Here is a 17,776-nt window from a genome sequence, read left to right as displayed (position 1 = left end):
GAAGGCTGCGATCTTTTGATCTTTTTAGAGCAAGATCAAAAGATCGCAGCCTTCGGCAGCTCCTACAGAGGGCGGTATCAGTTGCGCAAGTGGGTGAGGGGCAGCTCGGTGCTGTTGAGTACCTGATTCAGCACAAAACTCGAGCGTACGCTGGTCACGCCTTCGATGCGGGTGAGATGCCCCAGCAACAGCTTCTGATAGTGATCCATGTCCGGCACCACCACTTTCAACTGGTAATCCGCATCCACACCCGTCACCAGACTGCACTCCAGCACCTGCGGCAGCGTGCGAATCGCCGCTTCGAAATTCTCGAAACGCTCCGGCGTGTGGCGGTCCATGCCGATCAGCACATACGCCGTCAGGCTCAGCCCGAGCATCTTGCGATCGAGCAAAGCGACCTGGCGCGAGATATAGCCGTCGTCTTCCAATTGCTTGACCCGGCGCGAGCACGGGGAGGGCGACAGACCGATGCGCTCGGCCAACTCCTGGTTGGAGATGCGGGCGTCGCGCTGCAATTCCGCCAAAATACTCAGGTCGTAACGGTCGAGTTTGCTCATCAATCTGTCCTTGGTTGTAACTATTGCGGCGGATTATCTATCCAGGGTTAAAAATTGCGCAAGTGGTGTTTATTTCAGCAATCTTCGCAATCCTCTGTCGCGGCCTCAGGCCTATTCTTATCACCAGAATCACTGCTCGGTAACACAGTCCACGCGGCCCGCCCTATCCGGCCTGCCGCGGCCGCCACCCCCACCGGGGTTGTGCCGGCCCCCGAGCTGCACACTGTCCAGAAGACGGCGTGAGGTGAGCCGACGTCAAAAGCGTCGAGCCAGGACGAAGTTCTCTAGAAGGGAGGCCGACGGGTCTCCCTTTTTTCTTGCCTGCGATTTCATGCCGGGCGCTCAATAAATAAGTTGCGCGACTGATAACCTGTTGCAGAACCCGGTGTGTGTATTCCCGGTCTTAGTGAAAAGTCCTCTTACATTTACAGGCCCCGCAGTGAGAAAAAGCATGAAGTCGCGCATTTGGCGTCTGGCCGGTGTTGGTTTGCTGTGTGTGAGTGTCAGTGCGCAAGCGCTGGCCGACGAGCCGCAGAATCGAGGGCCGGATGGCGGTGGCCGCGGCCCGGATCATCAAGGCAATAATCAGGGGCATGGCGGCGGCAATAATCAGCCGCGCCCGCAGAATAATCAGCCGCAGCAGAATCAGCCACGTCCGCAAAACAACGACATCATTCGTGGCGACAACAGTCGTCAGTTCGAGCACAACGGCAACAATAATGGCCAATGGCAGAACCGCGATCAGAATCGCCCGGCCTACAACCCTAACCCGGTACGCCAGCCGCCACCGCCGCCGCAACTGCCGGCCAACAGCCTGCCGATCCAGCCTCGACCGGACGCCGTACGCCAGACTCAGGAGCCGCGTCAGGGTTACTACCGCGACGAGCGTCCGCAGAACGGCTACAACAACCAGCATTGGCAAACCAACAATCGACCTAACGATAATCGCTGGCCGGGGCGTCCCGATGGACACGGCAACGGTTGGGGCCCGGGCCCGCAATATCGGCCGGGGCATGTGATCGACCGCTTCCCGGATCGCGACTATCGTGTGCCGTATCGCGGCCAGGATTACTTCTATTCCGGCGGTTACTGGTATCGCCCGCAAGGGCCGCGCTATATCGTCGTGCAGCCGCCGCGCGGGATTCGTACTCAGTATCTGCCGGACTACGCCCGTGAAGTGTGGATCGGGGGTTCGCTGCTGTTCCTCGCCGCCGGTTCCTACTACGCCTATCAGGAAGCGACGCAGGATTACGTGGTCGTCGAGCCGCCGGTGCAGCAACAACCGCAGCCGCAATCCCAGGGCTATGACGTCGAAGCCTATCCGGCCAACGGTCAGTCGCCGGAGCAAGTGCAGCAGGACGGTTACCAGTGCTACCAGTACGCGGTGCAGCAAAGCGGTTTCGACCCGCGCACCGCGACTTATCAACCGGCGCCCGAAGTGGTTCAGGCGTATCGACAGGCCCAGGGCAATTGCCTGAGCAGTCGCGGTTACCAGGTCCAGTAGAAGCAGCTGCGAGCTGCAAGTGTCGAGCTACAAGCTTGAAGCTTGCGGCTCGCGACTTGTAGCTGCTTTTATCGGATCGGCGTGCACCAGCACTTCGGCTCGCGGGTAGGCTTGGTGAATGGCATCGGCGGCTTGATCGCTGATGCCGTGGGCCACTGACAGGGTCAATTCTCCCGGCAATTCCAGGTGCAACTGCACAAACCAGTGGTTGCCGGAGATCCGCGTGCGTAAGTCATGGGCGCCCAACACCCCCGGAACACTGCAGGCCAGTTCGAGCATGTGCTGGCTGACGTCCGTCGGCAGTTCTTCATCCATCAACACCGAAAAACTTTCCCGTGCGATCTGGATTGCGCTCCACAGAATGTACGCAGCAATCCCCAGACCGAACCACGCATCCAGTTGATCGAAGCCAAACCCGGCCAAAATCAGCGCAATCAGAATGCTGCCGTTGAGCAACATGTCCGAGCGGTAGTGCAGCGAGTCCGCGCGCACGGCGTTGGAGCCGGTTTGCTTGATCACCCGATGCTGCAACACCAGCAGCGCCGCCGTCAGTAGTAGCGAGAACACGATCACACCGATGCTCAGCCACGGCGCGCCAAGCGGCTGCGGATCGTGCAGCCGTTCGTACGCCTGAAACGCGATCAACAGCGCACTGCCACCAATGAACAACGCCTGCGCCATGCCCGCGAGCGATTCCGCCTTGCCGTGGCCGTAACGGTGATCGTCATCCGCCGGGCGCAGCGCGTAATGCACCGCGAGCAGATTGAGCATCGAGGTGATGCCATCCAGCGCCGAATCGGTGAGGCCGGCGAGCATGCTCACCGAACCGCTCAGCCACCAGGCGATGGCTTTGGCGACGATCAGTGTGCAGGCGACCGCCACCGAGGCGCGGGTCGCCAGCCGTAGCAGGCGAGCGTGTTCGGGGCTGGAGGTCATTGCGTTTCCTTTTTAGGCTGCAGGTTGCAGGCCGAACATCGCCAGTTGCTGGGTGCTGCCCTTGTGTTGAATCAGGCGCGGATCATCCAGAGGGAAATCCTTGCCCAGCTCGCTTTCGAGAATAGCCTGCAGCTTGTGATTATCGACCTGACCGTCCGGGCCGATGGCTTGCTTGAGCTTGGCCGGATCGATCTGCGCGGTGTGGCCCGGTTCGAAGTAGATCGCGCCGGTGGCGAAGTCGACGGCAAACGCGATCAGCCCGGGAATGATGTAGAACAGCAGGCCCACGGCATCGAGCACGGCAATCGCCGGGTCGACCTTGCCGTCGATCTGACCGCGACGGTCCGGATAGAAAATCGAACCGCACGCCGTGATTTGCGTGAGCAGGGTGGCGACCAGTACACCGCCGATCAGGCGAAAAGGTAAGCGCATGGGGAAATCTCCTGAGTCATTTGAAAACGAAGCGTAGTCGTCTGGAATTAAGACCCTGACGAACGCCCGGCAGTTCGCCGTTATACTCGCGCCTCTGTTTGGGAGCCAGCATGAATTCTTTGCCGATCGATGAAGTTTTACCCGCCCTGCGTGAAGCCTTGGCGACTCGCCACGAAGCCGTGCTCGAAGCACCGCCCGGCGCTGGTAAAACCACCCGCGTGCCGCTGGCCTTGCTCAATGAAGCCTGGCTGGCCGGGCAGACCATTCTGATGCTTGAACCGCGCCGTCTCGCCGCGCGGGCAGCCGCAGAGCGGCTGGCCAGCGAGTTGGGCGATAAGGTCGGTGAAACCGTCGGTTATCGCATTCGCCTCGACAGCAAGGTTGGCCCCAACACGCGCATCGAAGTGGTCACCGAAGGCATTCTCACCCGGCGCTTGCAGGACGACCCGGCGCTGGAAGGCGTGGGTCTGCTGATCTTCGACGAATTCCACGAACGCAGCCTCGATGCCGATCTGGCGTTGGCGTTAAGTCTGAACGGTCGTGAGCTGTTTCGAGCTGAACAGCCGCTGAAGATTTTGCTGATGTCCGCCACCCTCGAAGGCGAGCGTCTGGCCGGGTTGCTGGATGACGCGCCGATCCTGCGCAGCGAAGGGCGGATGTATCCGGTGACGATGCGCTGGGGCCGGCCGTTTCAGCCCGGCGAATACATTGATCAGCGGGTCACGCAAACCGTGCTTGAAGCGCTGCACGATGAAACCGGCAGTCTGTTGGTGTTTCTGCCGGGGCAGGCGGAAATCCGTCGCGTCCATCAACAATTGGCCGATGCGATGGGTGAGCGCAGCGACGTGTTGCTCTGCCCTTTGCATGGCGAACTCGACCTTAATGCGCAACGTGCGGCGATCGATCCGGCGCCGGCCGGTCAGCGCAAAGTGGTGCTGGCGACCAACATCGCCGAGACCAGCCTGACCATCAACGGCGTGCGCGTGGTGATCGACGCCGGTCTGGCGCGGGTGCCGCGTTTCGATCCCGGCAGCGGCATGACGCGTCTCGATACTCAGCGGATTTCCAAGGCCAGCGCCACCCAACGTGCGGGCCGGGCGGGGCGACTGGAGCCGGGTGTTTGTTATCGCCTGTGGTCGCAGGATCAGCACGAGCAACTCGCCGCTTATGGCAGTGCAGAAATTCTTTCGGCGGATCTCGCCAGTCTGGCGTTGCAACTGGGCCGTTGGGGCGTGACACCGGGCGAGCTGGTCTGGCTCGACGTTCCGCCAGCGGCGGCTTATGCCCAGGCGCAGGATTTGTTGCAGCGACTTGGCGCGCTGGAAGGCGAGGCGCTGACCGCTCATGGTCAGGCTATGGCTGAATTGCCAGCGCATCCGCGCATCGGTCATTTATTGCTGCGTGGTCAGGCGCTGGGCTTGGCGAACATGGCGTGCGACGTCGCTGCGTTGCTCGGCGAGCGCGATATCTTGCGTGGCGCCGGCGCGGATTTGCACAGTCGGCTGGTGCTGCTGTCCGGCGAAGAGCGCGCCACCCGTGGTGCGCAGGGCGGGGTGCAGCGCGCTAAACAACTGGCGCGGCAATATCGCGGATATTTGCGCGGCAAGGCCAGCGAGCCGGTCAGCGATCCCGATCATCCGCGCTGGCTCGGTGCCTTGCTGGCGCTGGCCTATCCGGATCGTGTCGCGCAACAGCGGCGTGCTGGTGGCGCAGAATATCGTCTGGCCAACGGTCGCGCGGCGCTGTTCGCCGAAGCCGACAGCCTGATGAAAGAGCCGTGGATCGTCATCGCCGACCTCGGCAGCCGTCAGGGCCAGCGCGAAGAGCGGATTTATCTGGCGGCGGATTTCGATCCGGCGCTGTTCGATTCGGTGCTGGCCGAACAGGTGCGCAACGTCGATCAACTGGACTGGGACGAACGTGAAGGCGTGCTGCGTGCCGAGCGGCAGCGCAAGGTCGGCGAGCTGATTCTCAGCCGCGAGCCGTTGACCGGTCTCGATGAAAATGCGCGCAGTCAGGCATTGGTGAATCTGGTGCGGCGCAAGGGGCTGGAGTTGCTGCCGTGGACGCCGGAATTGCGTCAGTGGCAGGCGCGGGTGGCGTTGTTGCGACAGCTTGAATTGGGTTCGCAAGCTGACAGCCAATGGCCGGACGTCAGCGACGCAACCCTGCTCAACACCCTCGAAGATTGGCTGATGCCCTATCTGGGCAAGGTCTCGCGGCTCAGTCACTTTGCCAATCTGGACCTGTCGAGCATCGTGCGTAATCTGCTGCCCTGGCCGTTGCCGCAGAAGCTCGATGAGCTGGCGCCGCATCATCTGAGCGTGCCGTCGGGGTCGTCGATTCGCCTCGATTACAGCGAGTTTCCGCCGATTCTTGCGGTGCGTTTGCAGGAGCTGTTCGGGCTGGCGGATACGCCACGGATCGCCGGTGGGCGGCAGGTGGTCAAGCTGCATCTGCTGTCGCCAGCGCGGCGGCCGGTGCAGGTCACGCAGGATCTGGCCAACTTCTGGCGCAGCACCTATGCCGAGGTGAAGAAGGATCTGAAGGGGCGTTATCCGAAGCATTATTGGCCGGATGATCCGTTGGTGGCGGAGGCGACTGCGCGGGCGAAGCCCCGGGGCACCTGACCCAGGACTGCGCGCCGCGCCAGTTTCAGACGCTGACAACCTCGCCGCGCGAATGGCCTTGGGCAAAGCGCGTCGCCGAGGTTTGCAATAGCAGCCCGACGCTCAAGGTCACCAACAAGAACGGCAGTAGCCAGGCATTCTCGATCATTGCCAGTTGCAGGCTGAGGATCAGCAGCAGCACCGGCGTGGCCAAGGCATTCGCCCGGCTGACATACAAGCCGACAGCCGCTTCACTGTAGCGGCAGGCGATGGCCACTCGGATATGTACCCGTGCGCCACCGAACGCCATACCGAGAATCAACAGGCTCAGCGCCTTGAGCAATAGCGTGTCTGGCATCAGCAGCCACATGGAGGTGGAAATCACCGCCAGTGCGATCAGCCCAGACAAGTACGCCATCAGGTTGCGTCCGGTATTGGCAATGATCACCAGCACACCGATCAGCGCCATGCCCATGCCGAATACCGCATCCAGCACGCCCAGCTCAAACAGCGCCCAGCCATGGTTCGACACATACACCGGCAGCATGAAGTTGAATGCGCCGAGGATCGGCCAGATCAGGACCATCGGAATAAACAGCGTCAGCGGCAGTTTGGCCGGTGCGACGACCCGGTCTGTTTCCTTAACCACCGTCGGCAGACTGTCGCGGGTGAAGCAAATTGCCGCGACCATGAAAAAACCGCTGCTGAGCACCAGCGAAAAGCCCATTCCGGGCAGGATCGGCATCAATCCCGCCGCCAGCAATGGACCGATCATCAGCGCCGCCTGACTGGTGGCAGTGGTTGCACCGCTGATGCGTCGCACTCTGGTTTCGTCCATGCCCCGTTGCAGTTGGGTGAACCACATGTCCAGGCTGGCTTCGAGTGACATGATCATCAGCCATACGAACAGATTGGTGACCAGCAAACCGACTGTAAAGTCACGCGACACTCCGGAAACCAGCGCCAGTGCGGTCAGCCCGAACACAAACCAGCTACTCATCTGACGGCCGTTCATACGATTCGCCAGGCGTTTGATAATTGCCGGCGTGATAAATGCGGGGATGAACGAGCAGAAAATCGCTAGCGCCAGCGGCCAGTATCCGCCCTCGTTCTGGTTGAGGATCGTCCACGTCAACGAGACGAGCAACGCCCCGGAAAACAACCGATAAACCGTCGAGCAGAACAGGAACATTGCCAGCTCTTTGGCGGCACTATGAGTGACAGCGGGGTTTTTATTCATGTCATCGATCCTTGCCCTTGGAGACGCGGCGATTGTTCAATTAAAAGGCGGGCACCCGCGACTGCACCGGCGGTGAGCCAGTGCATGAAGCAGACGTTGATTCGGTCTGGGTGTCAGACCAGCGAGCGCATGACTTTGAGGGTCTTGTCGATGTCTTCGGGCGTGTTGATGATCCCGGCGGAGAAGCGCACCGTCGAATGGCGGTAGGGCGTGGCGCTGGCGATGATCTTCTGCTCTTTGAGCCGAGCGACGATCTCCCTGGGGTCGCGATTCTTGACATCACAGCAGACGAATCCGGCCGAGAACTGCTCGGCCTGTGGCGTATGCAAGTAAACGGCGGGCAGCTTGGCCAGGCCTTCCTTCAGCTGGCCATTGAGTTCAGACACGCGCTCGGCAATGCGCTTGCGGCCGATCTGTTGAATGAACTCGAAGGCTGCGATCATCGCCCACTGGTTTTCGAACGCGAGGAAGCCACCGGGGCTGACCCAGGCCGCTTGCGTCTGGCCCTGTGGATCCCGTTGCTGGCGCCAGGCGTTGGCCGGTTCGGCAGCCATGATGGTCGGAATGGTCGGTGTGATCTGTGCCCACTGACCTTCACGGGCCCAGACCAGCCCCGTGCCGTGTGGGCCCAAAATCCATTTGTGAGTGCCCGCGCTGAAAAAGTCGCAGCCCAGACTCGCCACTTGCGCCTCGGAACAGCCGAAGCCGTGCACGCCGTCGATCACATAGATGATCCGGTCGGCTTCGGCGCGATCACGATTGATGCCCGCTACCAGAGCACCGATCTCACGCACCGGCAAGCGCACGCCGGTGCCTGAATGTACCCACGTCATGGCGAGAATACGGGTGGCAGGTCTGATGGCTTGTTCAATGCGCGTGACGATGGCATCCGTGCTGACATCCTCGGGACCTTCGTAGAGATTGATCCGGCGAATGCTGCCGCCCCATTTGACCACCGCCAGGCGCATCGCCTCGTCGTGGGTGTACCACTCATGATGAGTGGTGAGAATTTCCTGGTGCGCAGCGAGTTTCAAACCGTTGTAGACCATCGCCAGGCCTTGGGTGGTGCTGGTCGTCAGGGCGATGTCTTCGGGGCGTCCGCCGGTGTACTCGGCCGCGGCCGTACAGACCTTGCGCCAGACCATGTCCTCCGGTTTGGCAAACATGTTGTCTTCGAGGTACGTGTACGGGTTTTCATCGAAGGCCTGGCGGTGGCGGGCCATCGCATCGCGCACCGGTTTCGGGTTGGAGGCGAGGAAAAAGTTGGAGAGGTGCACAAACTCCGGCGACAGGTTGAACTGCGCCCGCACTGAAGCCCAATCGTTGGGGTTCAGGGGTGTTACCGCGTCTTTGTGAACAGGCGAATTGCTCGCCTGTGCATTTGCCACACTTGCAATCATGCTGCCTCCAGCCAGGGTCGCGCCCACGGCGGCCCCCACGAATTCACGTCTTCCCAGACCCATACGGACTCCCTGTCGATTCATATTGAACTGCGCGCAGGACGCGCAAACATAGCATTGAAAATACGCTGGCCATAGAGACCGACCGCCAGGCCGAGCACGATCAGAATCACCGCGAGGACTTTGCTCGCCGGCACGCTTTCGTGAAAGATCACCACCGAACCGAGCATGCCGAAGATGGGTACCAGCAACGACAATGGTGCGACGGTCGATACCGGATAAGTCTTGAGCAACGAGTTCCAGATCCAGTAGGCGAACAGCGTGTTGGGGTAAACCTGAAACAGGATCGACAGCACGGCGGTCGTATCAACCTGACTGACGAACGTGGTGTAGCCGGCGCTGCCGTTAACCGCGTAGTCGAGGGCAAACAACGGGATCGGCGCAAAGGCGCTCGACCAGACGAGGAAAGCAAAAACCTCCTTGGTGCTGGCCTTCTTGTTGATGATATTGGCGATGCTCCACGACACGGCACCCAGCAGCACCAGCAGCACACCGGGCAAACTTACCGAACCGTCGCTGATCAGGATGATGCACAGCAAACCGCCAAGCGCGATCAGCATGCCCAGCACCTGAAAACGCGTCAGCGCTTCCTTGAACACCCAGCCGCCGAGGAGGATGGTGAAGAATGCGCTGAATTGCAGAACCAGCGAAGCAATCCCCGCCGACAACCCGGCCTTGATGCCGAGGTTGACGATGCCCCACAGGCCGATGCCGAACACCAGTCCGTAACCGACGATGTAACGCCACGGCACATTCGGCTTGCGGATGAAAAAGATCGCCGGCAACGCACAAAGGCTGAAGCGAATCCCCGCGAGGATGAACGGGTCTACGGTGGCCAGTCCCAGTTTGATCACCGAGAAATTAACCCCCCAGATTGCCGTGATCAGTACAGCCAATACGACGTGCAGTGGTTTCATAAAGGAATCGCCTTGATAAGGGTGGGCGGTGTCACGCGACGGATGTCAGGTGTTCGGCAAGGCTCACTCGGGCAAACAGCGTTTGCATCCAGGCGCGGGTTTGTTGCGGGTCGGCGGTCTTGACGATCCCGGCCAGCGGTGCCTCGAACGCTGAATAAGTCACGTGTTCCGGCAGCAGCGCGCCCGGCTGCAGCTCGTTCCACTGCACCACGACGGGACTGGTGCGCAGTTCCTCTGCGCCGTTAAGGCCTTGGTAGTTGCGCTCGGACAACATGTGTCCGGGGAACACAAACCAGCCAAAACCCAGGTCGGGTGCCTGAAGATTCAGGTGTTGGAGATCGAGTGCGCCTTCAATATGGATACGCAGCTCCAGCGACGGCAGATGAATACCGGTGGCCAACTCGTAGGTCGCGACGACATCAGCGCCGCCGACCCGGTTGCCGACCTCAAGAAACACCGGCTCATCACCTTCCATGATGGCTTCAAGATGGAATGCACCGTTGCGAATCTGCACCGCTGCCAGCGCAGCGCTGACCCACGCCTTCATGGTGGCCGTGGTTTCAAGATGCCAGGAGCCCAACGGCTGACCGCGCTCCATGTAATCCAGACAGGTGCCGACATATTCACTGGAGAGCAGGGTGAGGATTTGTCCGTCCTGCACCAGACCGTCAAAATGCCGAATCGGGCCGCTGATGAACTCTTCGACCTGAAACTCTTCGATGCGCAACGACAGCTGGCTGACCTTGTGGCGGATTTCATCGAAGGCACAGGCCGGCTGCTGGTGGATGCTGACATCAAGACTCGACGCGCCACTGTGCGGCTTGAGCACGGTCGCCCCGCGCCATGGCACGTGGCCCTGCAATGCCAGATAGCGCTCCAGTGCCATGAAGCGTGGCACGCGCAATTTTCGCGCCTGCACGGCGGCCTTCATGTCGAGCTTGTTGCGCGCCAGATTGACCGCCGCCAGCGACGCGCCTTCGACATTCAATGCTTCGCGCAGACGTGCGGCGTCGAGCAGTTCGTATTCGGACATCGAGATGATCCGGTCAAAACGTTGCAGATCATTCGCCAGCCATGCCATAGCTTCATCGTAAGCGCTAGACAGCCCCGGCCGGACGATCCGGGTGCAGCGCAGTTGCGGTGGCAGCGTATCGATCGCCGACTGTTTGCCCAGATAGGTGACCTCGTGCAGATCATGATCGATGCCACGGTGGTACTCGATGCGCGGGTAGGGCACTCGATGCAGAATCAGAATTTTCATGCGCGTACTCTCGAAACGTTATAGACGGAAGTCAGGACGCCACTTTGAACAGCAGCTCGACGCTCAGAGAGCGATCAAGCACCCGCAGCCACTGCTCGCGCAGGGCTCGCACCAGATCGCGGATATCCACAGACGGGTTGTGCAGTGCGACACAGGCATGGGCGACGAAATCGCTGTTGTCACGCGGTGTCGCATGGATCAGCCGCGACTCGCCGGCCACCCACGCGCTCTCGAGCAGGGCAATGTCGGCGCGCGCCAGGTTCAGGGTCTCTGCCGCCAGCTCCAGCGTTTCAGCGATCAGGCCTGCCAGGTCACCGAGTTCAGCGACTTCGAGCGTGATGTCGCGCGGCACTCCGAACATCACCGTGGCGGCACTGCAGGTAGCGGCAGGCAGCACGTCTGCAACGTGCCCGGCAAACACTGAATCGACCCAGGCCGCATACAGGTCAAGCCCGTACACGGCTTGCGCCAGAGTCCAGATTTTCATGCCCCCGGGGCGCCGGTTCGGTTCAATCACCGCGGTGTTCTTGCCGTCGTCGCTGAGCTTGATCTCGTTATGAAACGGGCCGATACGCTGGCCGACCAAACGGTTGACCTGCTCGCCCGCCACGTGAATCGCCAACTGTTCCTGTTCGCTCAGCCGTGCTGGCAGGATCTGTGCGACTTCGACCGGATAGCGGCCGGTGGCGCTGACTTTCTCGGTGATGAACCACAGCTTGCCGAGGCCATCGTATGAGTATTCGCGGGTGAACGAGATGAACGCTTCGGCCAACACACCGCCGTGCAGATAGGGTGCGACTTCGGCAAACGCCTGCTCGCAATCACCGCCCGGCGCGACCATCACGACCCCGCGATTGTTGCCTTCGCACGCAGGCTTGATGACGAAGCCGAGCTGCTGGCGGCCGGCAAAATGGCGCACATCGTCGATGCAGCCGATCTGCGCGAAATCCGGCAGGTTCACACCCAACTGGTTCAGCGCCGGGCGCAGGCGATTTTCGGCGATGCGGTATGCCAGTTTGTCGAACGCGCCCAGTGCCAGTTGCGCACAGTCCACCGCCAAGCCGAGACGCTCCAGCAGCCCGGCACCACTGGCCACCGCGTTGTCGGAAAAGACGATGCCGGCGCTGATCCGCGCAGCGTCATCGCCCAATTGATTCAAGGCGAGGTTGATGAAATCGGCGGCCAGTGGATCGGCATCGATCACCCGGTCGCTGATGCCTTGATCATGAGCCTGTGGATTGGCCCTGACGAGCCAGGTCTGCGCGCCCCATTGTTGGCGCGCGTGGTCACGCAAGTGGCGGACGTCGGCGATCCGGCTCAGGTTGTAGTCCACAATCAGCAAAACAGGCGCTCGCAACGACATGTTGTTCTTCCTCATCCATGGGGTGTGGCATCGACAGCGGTAATGTTCCAGGCGATTGGTCAGCGATGTTCCAGGTGCTATCGGCCTCATAGCGGATATCCAGCGCGGTGGCGGAGATGTGCGCCAGGCGTTGCAGTTCGGCAACGCGATCAGCGCGCTTGAACGTCCACAATAATTGCCCCAGAAACACTTCACGCGCATGGGCCGGAATGACATCGCCGGCTTTCAGCAGGATGTGCTGCACCACCGGATCCAGCGGTAACTCGTTGAGCGTCACCGAACTCAGGGTTCCCGGTTGGGCGAAGTACACCCGAAAGAAGGTCGCCAGGGTTTGCTCGCAGCTTCCATCGGCATGCCATTCAAACGCCGCCAGGTGCTGGAGCAGTGCCTGGCGTGGCTGACTCTCGTCCTGACTGGCCAGCAGCAGATCCAGCCACAGCGAAAGCATGCTGTGGCCGTTCGTCACAGCCGCGACACTGTGCGAGATCAGGCTGCCACCCACGCGTGGATTGATTTCGATCAGATCCCAGTGCTTGCCAGTGAAACGGGCTTCGATGTGATAGCAGCCCCATTTCAGTTGCATGCAATCGAGCACCTGTTTCAGCCAATCCAGGCCGGCAGCAATCTGTGCCTGGTCAAGGCTGGCAGGGGGCGTGGTGCAGCTGTCTTCAAGTACCGTTTCGGCGGTCTCGGTTACTTCGTGTTTTTCATGGATGGCCACGACGTGTACCTGACCATCCACTAACAGAGTCTCGAAGCTGAACTCGTGGCCGGGAATGTAGTTCTCCGCCATGAATGTCAGTCCATCGTTGAATGCCGAGGCGTACACCGTGTCCTCGGCAGAGGCCAGACGCAGCGCCTCCAGTGCATCCCAAGTGGTGTCCTGGCGCAGCGCAAATGCTGCGTAGGAAGCAATACCGTAAATTGGCTTGATGAAATACCGCTGATCCTGTGTCTGCAAGGTTTCCAGCACCGCAGCCGTCAGCGCAAATGCGTGGGCTTGCGACAGACCCGCTTCAGCCAGTCGGTTACGCACATTGAGCTTGTTGCGCAGAGCCAGCGCCTGCCCCGGATCAATGTCATAAGTACCGAGCGACGCATTGGCTGTGGCCATCAAGTGGCGATAGCCTTCCCATACGCTGATGCAGCAAGTCACCTGTTCGCCCGACTTGCGCAGGGCCTCCAGTGCGTTTTGCACATCCCCCGGCTTCAACTGATGGTTGTCAGTGGTGAATAGCCGGTCCGCCCAGGCGTGAATCTGTTCCAGGCGGGCCGGTACATGTTCCGGAAGCGGCAATGAAGACAGCACGAAACACCGGAGCTGGCGGCGCTGCAGCTCCTCCTTCAGATCTTCGAGAAAAGAAAAGCCGCAGTGGCTCAGGATCAAAACACCGGGTTGGTTCGAATTCATTGCCTGCTCCATGGCTTAAGCGGCCTTGTCTTGCGGCTTGGCCAGGGTGTTGATGTACAGCTCGCTGAAGTACATCGCGAGGATTTTCTGGTGCTCCTCGAGGTAGCGTTTCAGCGCGGCAATGTCCTGCTCGCCTTTGATCAGGAAGCGCAGGGCTGCCCAGACTTCACCCGGGTGGTCATCGTTGATGTCGGTATGCGAATGGGACACCTGGCCAACAATCTTGGTCTCGCCCACCGATGCCTTGAGTGCTTCGAGCTTGCGCGGCTCAAGCTTCACGTTGACGTATTCAACCAGGTAGGAATAGGCGATTACGCCGAGCGGGCCTTCATGGTCGAGCAGGTAGGAGAAGAAACCGGCCAGCAGCTTTGTCGACAGGTACGGTTCGGTGGCGAGGAACTCTTCGCGGCTGACACCGACACGCTTCAGGTCATCGATGAACAGTTCGTCATGGAGCATCTCTTCCTGTTCGTAGTGCGCCCAGATCTGCGCGGCGGCAGGGCTGACCTTGGCCACTTCGACCAGTGCCTTGGCTTCGGCAACGCGCAGCAGACGGATGCGCCATGCGGTTTCGATCAGGTGGCGCTTGTAGTACTCGCTGTTAACGTCCTTGCCTTCCAGGTGCGCGGCCTGCGGAACGGTGGCGTACCACTGCTCCACTTGCACGTCGATGATCTTGTCGATCTCGGCGCGCAGATTGACCGAGCCGGCAGCATTGAGGAAAGGTGTGGTATCACCATAGCCAACATTCTTTACACGGTTAAGCATCATCAAGTCCTTTTTAGTTTATGGATAACGGTTGAAACAATGACCAAACTTCCAGTGTTACTTGCACAACGATTTCAACAGCGTTACATCAGCCAATGATGTCAATGGCCACTTCACCTCTTAGTAGGCACTGGCATGCCAGGCGGTATTCTTCACCGCTGTAACCCAGTACTTCGATAAATGCTTCTTCATCGTCATCCCGAGGGTTCAACGCCTCGATACCTGACGTCACCTTGATCAGACAGGCCCCGCACGCCCCGACCCGACAGCCCAACGGGATCAGATTCTTCCCGCCGGCTTCGTATTCGATATCGGTAAAGGGCGCGTTAGTCGGTAACTGAAATTCAAGTTGGTGCGCATTAATGGTTAATGTGTGCAGCGCCATACATGCCCCTATCAATAGTAAAGTTCGTGTGGCAGGCACACAGTTTCACGCCGCACTGTGTCGGCTATGAACGTTACTTGTCGCGATGGAAAAGTTATCGAGAGGTCAGCTCGAGGTACATCCAGTAGAGCAACGCAATGCCGCTGAAAGTTGCACCTAATATACAAACAGCCACCCAGCCCCAATGCGCATAGGTGTAAGTGGCTGCAATTGCACCGGCGCCACTGCCCACCGAGTAGAAACACATATAGGCGCCCACCAGACGGCTTTGCGCATCGGGCCGTGCGGCAAAAATCAGGCTCTGGTTGGTCACGTGTACCGCTTGCACCGCGAAGTCCAGCAGCACCACACCGACCACCATGGCGAGCAACGAGCTTTCAACAAATGCAGTCGGCAACCAGGACAGGGTCAATAGGGCCAGGGCAATGCCAGTGGTGCGATTGCCCAGACCCTGGTCGGCCAGACGTCCGGCGCGTGCCGCCGCCAGCGCACCCGCCACGCCGGCCAGACCGAACAGACCGATCTGCGTGTGTGAAAGTGACAATGGCGGCGCGCTCAGTGGCAAGACCATGGCGGTCCACAACACGCTGAAGGCGGCGAAGATCAGCAGAGCAAACGTGCCGCGGACGCGCAACGTGGGTTCGCTGAGATATAACTGGAACACCGAGCCGAGCAGGCGCCAGTAGCTGCCTTTGGTGGGCGGCGTGGTCGAGGCCGGCATGGTTCGATACAGCACCAGCGCCATGCCGACCATCAAGGCCGCCGACACGAAGTAAACGCCGCGCCAGCCCGCAAGATCAGCGACTGCGCCAGAAACGAAGCGCGCGAGCAGAATGCCCAGCACCACACCGCTGGTCACGGTGCCGATGGCTTTGCCACGCTGATCCGGGCTGGCGAGGGTCGCGGTGTAGGCGACCACCACTTGCACCACAACCGCCATCAAACCGACCAGCACCATCGCGCCGAGCAGCATGCCCCAGTCCTGAGCCAGCCCGACCGCGCACAGCGCCACGGTACTCAGCAACATCTGCGTGAGGATCAGGCCTTTTCTGTTGAGCAAGTCGCCCAGCGGCACGATAAACAGCAGACCAACTGCGTAACCAGCCTGTGTCGCTGTGACCACGATACCAATCGTGCTCGGAGCGACTGAAAGGCTGGCAGCCATCGACTCCAGCAACGGTTGAGCGAAGTAGACATTGGCCACGGCCATGGCGCAGGTAATGGCGAAGAGAAATGTCTGGTAACGACTTAAACCGGCACGGCCTGGTCTCTGTAAAGACGCGCAAGCGGCGGCTCCGGCGCCCGTATTTTCGGCTTCGACGTCCATCTTCGAAGGCTGTTGAGGGTTCAGCGACATCATTCCATCCTTGGGAATAACTGGTTTCTAAACGAAACCGATGCGTTGATTTTTAGCAAAACTGGTTTTAATCTACAACTAGTTTTTAAAAATATTTTCGTCTGACGTTAGAACTCTTTTCCAACGCACTTCCCTCAAATTGGAGAAACATGGCCAGACAGCAGCTACTGGCACAAAGCGAATGTCCTGTGGCCCGCACGCTTGAGGCTATCGGCGATCGCTGGGTGTTAATGATCATCCGTGACGCGTTTGATGATGTGCGTCGCTTCAGTGAATTCCAGAAGCGTCTGGGCCTGGCGAAGAACATCCTCACGGTGAAACTCAAGAGGCTGGTCGAGCTGGGTGTATTCGACATCCAGCCAGCGTCCGACGGCTCGGCGTACAAGGAATACGTGCTGACCGAGATGGGGCGTGCGGTGTTTCCCATCGTGATCAGCATGCGTCAGTGGGGTGAGCGTTACTTGTTCAGCAAGGGCGAGAGCTATTCAGTGCTTCTGGACAATGATCACGCGGAGCCGGTCGAGACCATTGCTGTGCGTTCCCGGGCGGGTAAGGTGCTGGGCCCGGCGGATTGCCACCGTCGAGTAGTCAAGCGCCGCAGTTGAAGTCTGCGCGGGCTTGGGGCATCAGCCCGCGGCTTTAGCCGTCAGGTGTTCGCGGCAATAATCGGCAAACAACTGCGCCGGTTTGGTCAACTGCCCGCGCTTGAGCCACGCCGCCACCAGGCCTGAACCAGTGACGTCCTCGACGATGTCCACGCACACCACTTTCTTGCCATCGTAGGTGCATTCCGAGTGAGGTTTGGTCACCAGAATCGAAAAACCAAACCCCTGACCGACCATCCCGCGCACCATCTCGATTGACGGCGAGCTGAATTCGATGCGCGGGGTCAGGCCCAACTCTTCAAACAGGCTGACGAAGTAGGTTCGACTCGGTTGTACGTCCAGCAAAATCATCGGTTCCAAGCATAAATCCCTCAGCGAAACCTGCTTGTATTCGGCGAAGCGGTGGTCGGCGGGCAGCAGCGCGTAGGGCCGTTGCGCCGGCATCAACGGCTCGGTCTGAATAGTCGCATCGAGGTCGTGTTCGTAGAGGATGGCCAGATCAAACGCACCGGCGGTCAGGCCTTGCACAAGCTCTTGCTGTTCACCATCGCGTATGCGGATTTTCACTCCCGGATACAACGCCGAGAACCCGGCAATCAACTGCGGCAAATACAACGGCGCAACCGTTTCGAAGCAGCCGATATCGATCTGGCCTGAAACCACGTCGTTGTCGGCGAGGGCGTTCTGTTCGAACTCCTTGGCCATGCGCAGCAGTTCTTGAGCCTTGCGAAAAAACCGCGCACCGCTTGGGGTCAGCGACACACCTTGGGCGTGGTGACGGATCAGCAGTTGCACGCCGAAGCTGTCTTCCAGGCCTTTGATCGCGGTGGAGATCGCCGGTTGCGCGATGTACAGCTTGCGCGAGGCTTCGGCAACGCTGCCGCATTCGACGGTGGTGATGAAGTATTTCAACTGACGCAAATTGTAGGCGGCCACGGCAAACCTCAGGACGAGCGGACTCGACTTCAAAG

The 17,776-nt window shown here is 60.0% G+C and carries 16 protein-coding genes; 3 read left to right on the top strand and 13 right to left on the bottom strand.

From position 1 onward, the window contains the following. Positions 1 to 77: 77 nt before the first annotated feature. Positions 78 to 557, bottom strand: coding sequence for an Lrp/AsnC family transcriptional regulator (locus EJA71_RS24470; protein WP_008081091.1), 480 nt, complete (start codon positions 555 to 557; stop codon positions 78 to 80). A gap of 451 nt (positions 558 to 1,008) precedes the next feature. Between EJA71_RS24470 and EJA71_RS24465 the strand changes: the two genes are divergently transcribed. Beyond that, complete coding sequence (locus EJA71_RS24465) at positions 1,009 to 2,061, top strand: DUF6515 family protein (RefSeq protein WP_158960153.1); 1,053 nt, start codon at positions 1,009 to 1,011, stop codon at positions 2,059 to 2,061. A gap of 27 nt (positions 2,062 to 2,088) precedes the next feature. On the opposite strand, the gene EJA71_RS24460 is transcribed toward EJA71_RS24465, so the two are convergent. Beyond that, positions 2,089 to 2,997, bottom strand: coding sequence for a cation diffusion facilitator family transporter (locus EJA71_RS24460; protein ID WP_158960151.1), 909 nt, complete (start codon positions 2,995 to 2,997; stop codon positions 2,089 to 2,091). Between the two features lie 12 nt (positions 2,998 to 3,009). After that, complete coding sequence (locus EJA71_RS24455) at positions 3,010 to 3,429, bottom strand: hypothetical protein (protein ID WP_008081098.1); 420 nt, start codon at positions 3,427 to 3,429, stop codon at positions 3,010 to 3,012. Between the two features lie 110 nt (positions 3,430 to 3,539). On the opposite strand from EJA71_RS24455, the gene hrpB reads away from it, so the two are divergent. Then, entirely contained in the window at positions 3,540 to 6,059 is a 2,520-nt protein-coding gene (gene hrpB / locus EJA71_RS24450; RefSeq protein WP_158960149.1) for an ATP-dependent helicase HrpB, read from the top strand. Positions 6,060 to 6,084: 25 nt separating this feature from the next. On the opposite strand, the gene EJA71_RS24445 is transcribed toward hrpB, so the two are convergent. From EJA71_RS24445 to EJA71_RS24405, 9 genes are all read right to left on the bottom strand, one after another. Continuing rightward, complete coding sequence (locus EJA71_RS24445) at positions 6,085 to 7,278, bottom strand: hypothetical protein (protein ID WP_158960147.1); 1,194 nt, start codon at positions 7,276 to 7,278, stop codon at positions 6,085 to 6,087. A gap of 113 nt (positions 7,279 to 7,391) precedes the next feature. Next, complete coding sequence (locus EJA71_RS24440) at positions 7,392 to 8,678, bottom strand: aminotransferase class V-fold PLP-dependent enzyme (protein ID WP_158960145.1); 1,287 nt, start codon at positions 8,676 to 8,678, stop codon at positions 7,392 to 7,394. 80 nt (positions 8,679 to 8,758) lie between these two features. Then, complete coding sequence (locus tag EJA71_RS24435; protein ID WP_158960143.1) at positions 8,759 to 9,655, bottom strand: EamA family transporter; 897 nt, start codon at positions 9,653 to 9,655, stop codon at positions 8,759 to 8,761. A gap of 31 nt (positions 9,656 to 9,686) precedes the next feature. Further along, a complete protein-coding gene (locus EJA71_RS24430) occupies positions 9,687 to 10,916 on the bottom strand; it encodes an acetyl-CoA carboxylase biotin carboxylase subunit family protein (RefSeq protein WP_158960141.1) in 1,230 nt (409 codons plus the stop codon). Positions 10,917 to 10,947: 31 nt separating this feature from the next. Further along, positions 10,948 to 12,279, bottom strand: a complete 1,332-nt coding sequence (locus tag EJA71_RS24425; protein ID WP_158960139.1) for an acetyl-CoA carboxylase biotin carboxylase subunit family protein — start codon at positions 12,277 to 12,279, stop codon at positions 10,948 to 10,950. Beyond that, positions 12,203 to 13,690 carry an acetyl-CoA carboxylase biotin carboxylase subunit family protein gene (locus EJA71_RS24420; protein WP_158960138.1) on the bottom strand — a complete coding sequence of 496 codons (1,488 nt, stop codon included), beginning with the start codon at positions 13,688 to 13,690 and terminating at the stop codon, positions 12,203 to 12,205. The genes EJA71_RS24425 and EJA71_RS24420 overlap by 77 nt, the downstream gene beginning before the upstream one ends. A gap of 15 nt (positions 13,691 to 13,705) precedes the next feature. Next, the gene (locus tag EJA71_RS24415) at positions 13,706 to 14,458 is read right to left on the bottom strand and encodes a hypothetical protein (RefSeq protein WP_053124111.1); all 753 of its coding nucleotides are present in this window, start codon (positions 14,456 to 14,458) and stop codon (positions 13,706 to 13,708) included. A gap of 88 nt (positions 14,459 to 14,546) precedes the next feature. After that, positions 14,547 to 14,843, bottom strand: a complete 297-nt coding sequence (locus EJA71_RS24410; RefSeq protein WP_158960136.1) for a 2Fe-2S iron-sulfur cluster-binding protein — start codon at positions 14,841 to 14,843, stop codon at positions 14,547 to 14,549. Positions 14,844 to 14,937: 94 nt separating this feature from the next. After that, positions 14,938 to 16,200 carry an MFS transporter gene (locus tag EJA71_RS24405; protein WP_256671798.1) on the bottom strand — a complete coding sequence of 421 codons (1,263 nt, stop codon included), beginning with the start codon at positions 16,198 to 16,200 and terminating at the stop codon, positions 14,938 to 14,940. Between the two features lie 149 nt (positions 16,201 to 16,349). Here EJA71_RS24405 and EJA71_RS24400 point away from each other — a divergent pair, with 149 nt between their 5' ends. Continuing rightward, positions 16,350 to 16,805, top strand: a complete 456-nt coding sequence (locus EJA71_RS24400; protein ID WP_158960134.1) for a helix-turn-helix domain-containing protein — start codon at positions 16,350 to 16,352, stop codon at positions 16,803 to 16,805. Positions 16,806 to 16,826: 21 nt separating this feature from the next. Here the strand turns inward: EJA71_RS24400 and EJA71_RS24395 are convergent, their stop codons facing one another. After that, the gene (locus EJA71_RS24395; RefSeq protein ID WP_158960133.1) at positions 16,827 to 17,741 is read right to left on the bottom strand and encodes a LysR family transcriptional regulator; all 915 of its coding nucleotides are present in this window, start codon (positions 17,739 to 17,741) and stop codon (positions 16,827 to 16,829) included. Positions 17,742 to 17,776: the final 35 nt, after the last annotated feature.

Origin of the sequence: Pseudomonas sp. PB106 (assembly GCF_009764645.1) — a bacterium.
Classification (GTDB): domain Bacteria; phylum Pseudomonadota; class Gammaproteobacteria; order Pseudomonadales; family Pseudomonadaceae; genus Aquipseudomonas.
Note: the sequence above shows the minus strand (reverse complement) of the source record. Positions and strands in the feature narration are given on the sequence as shown.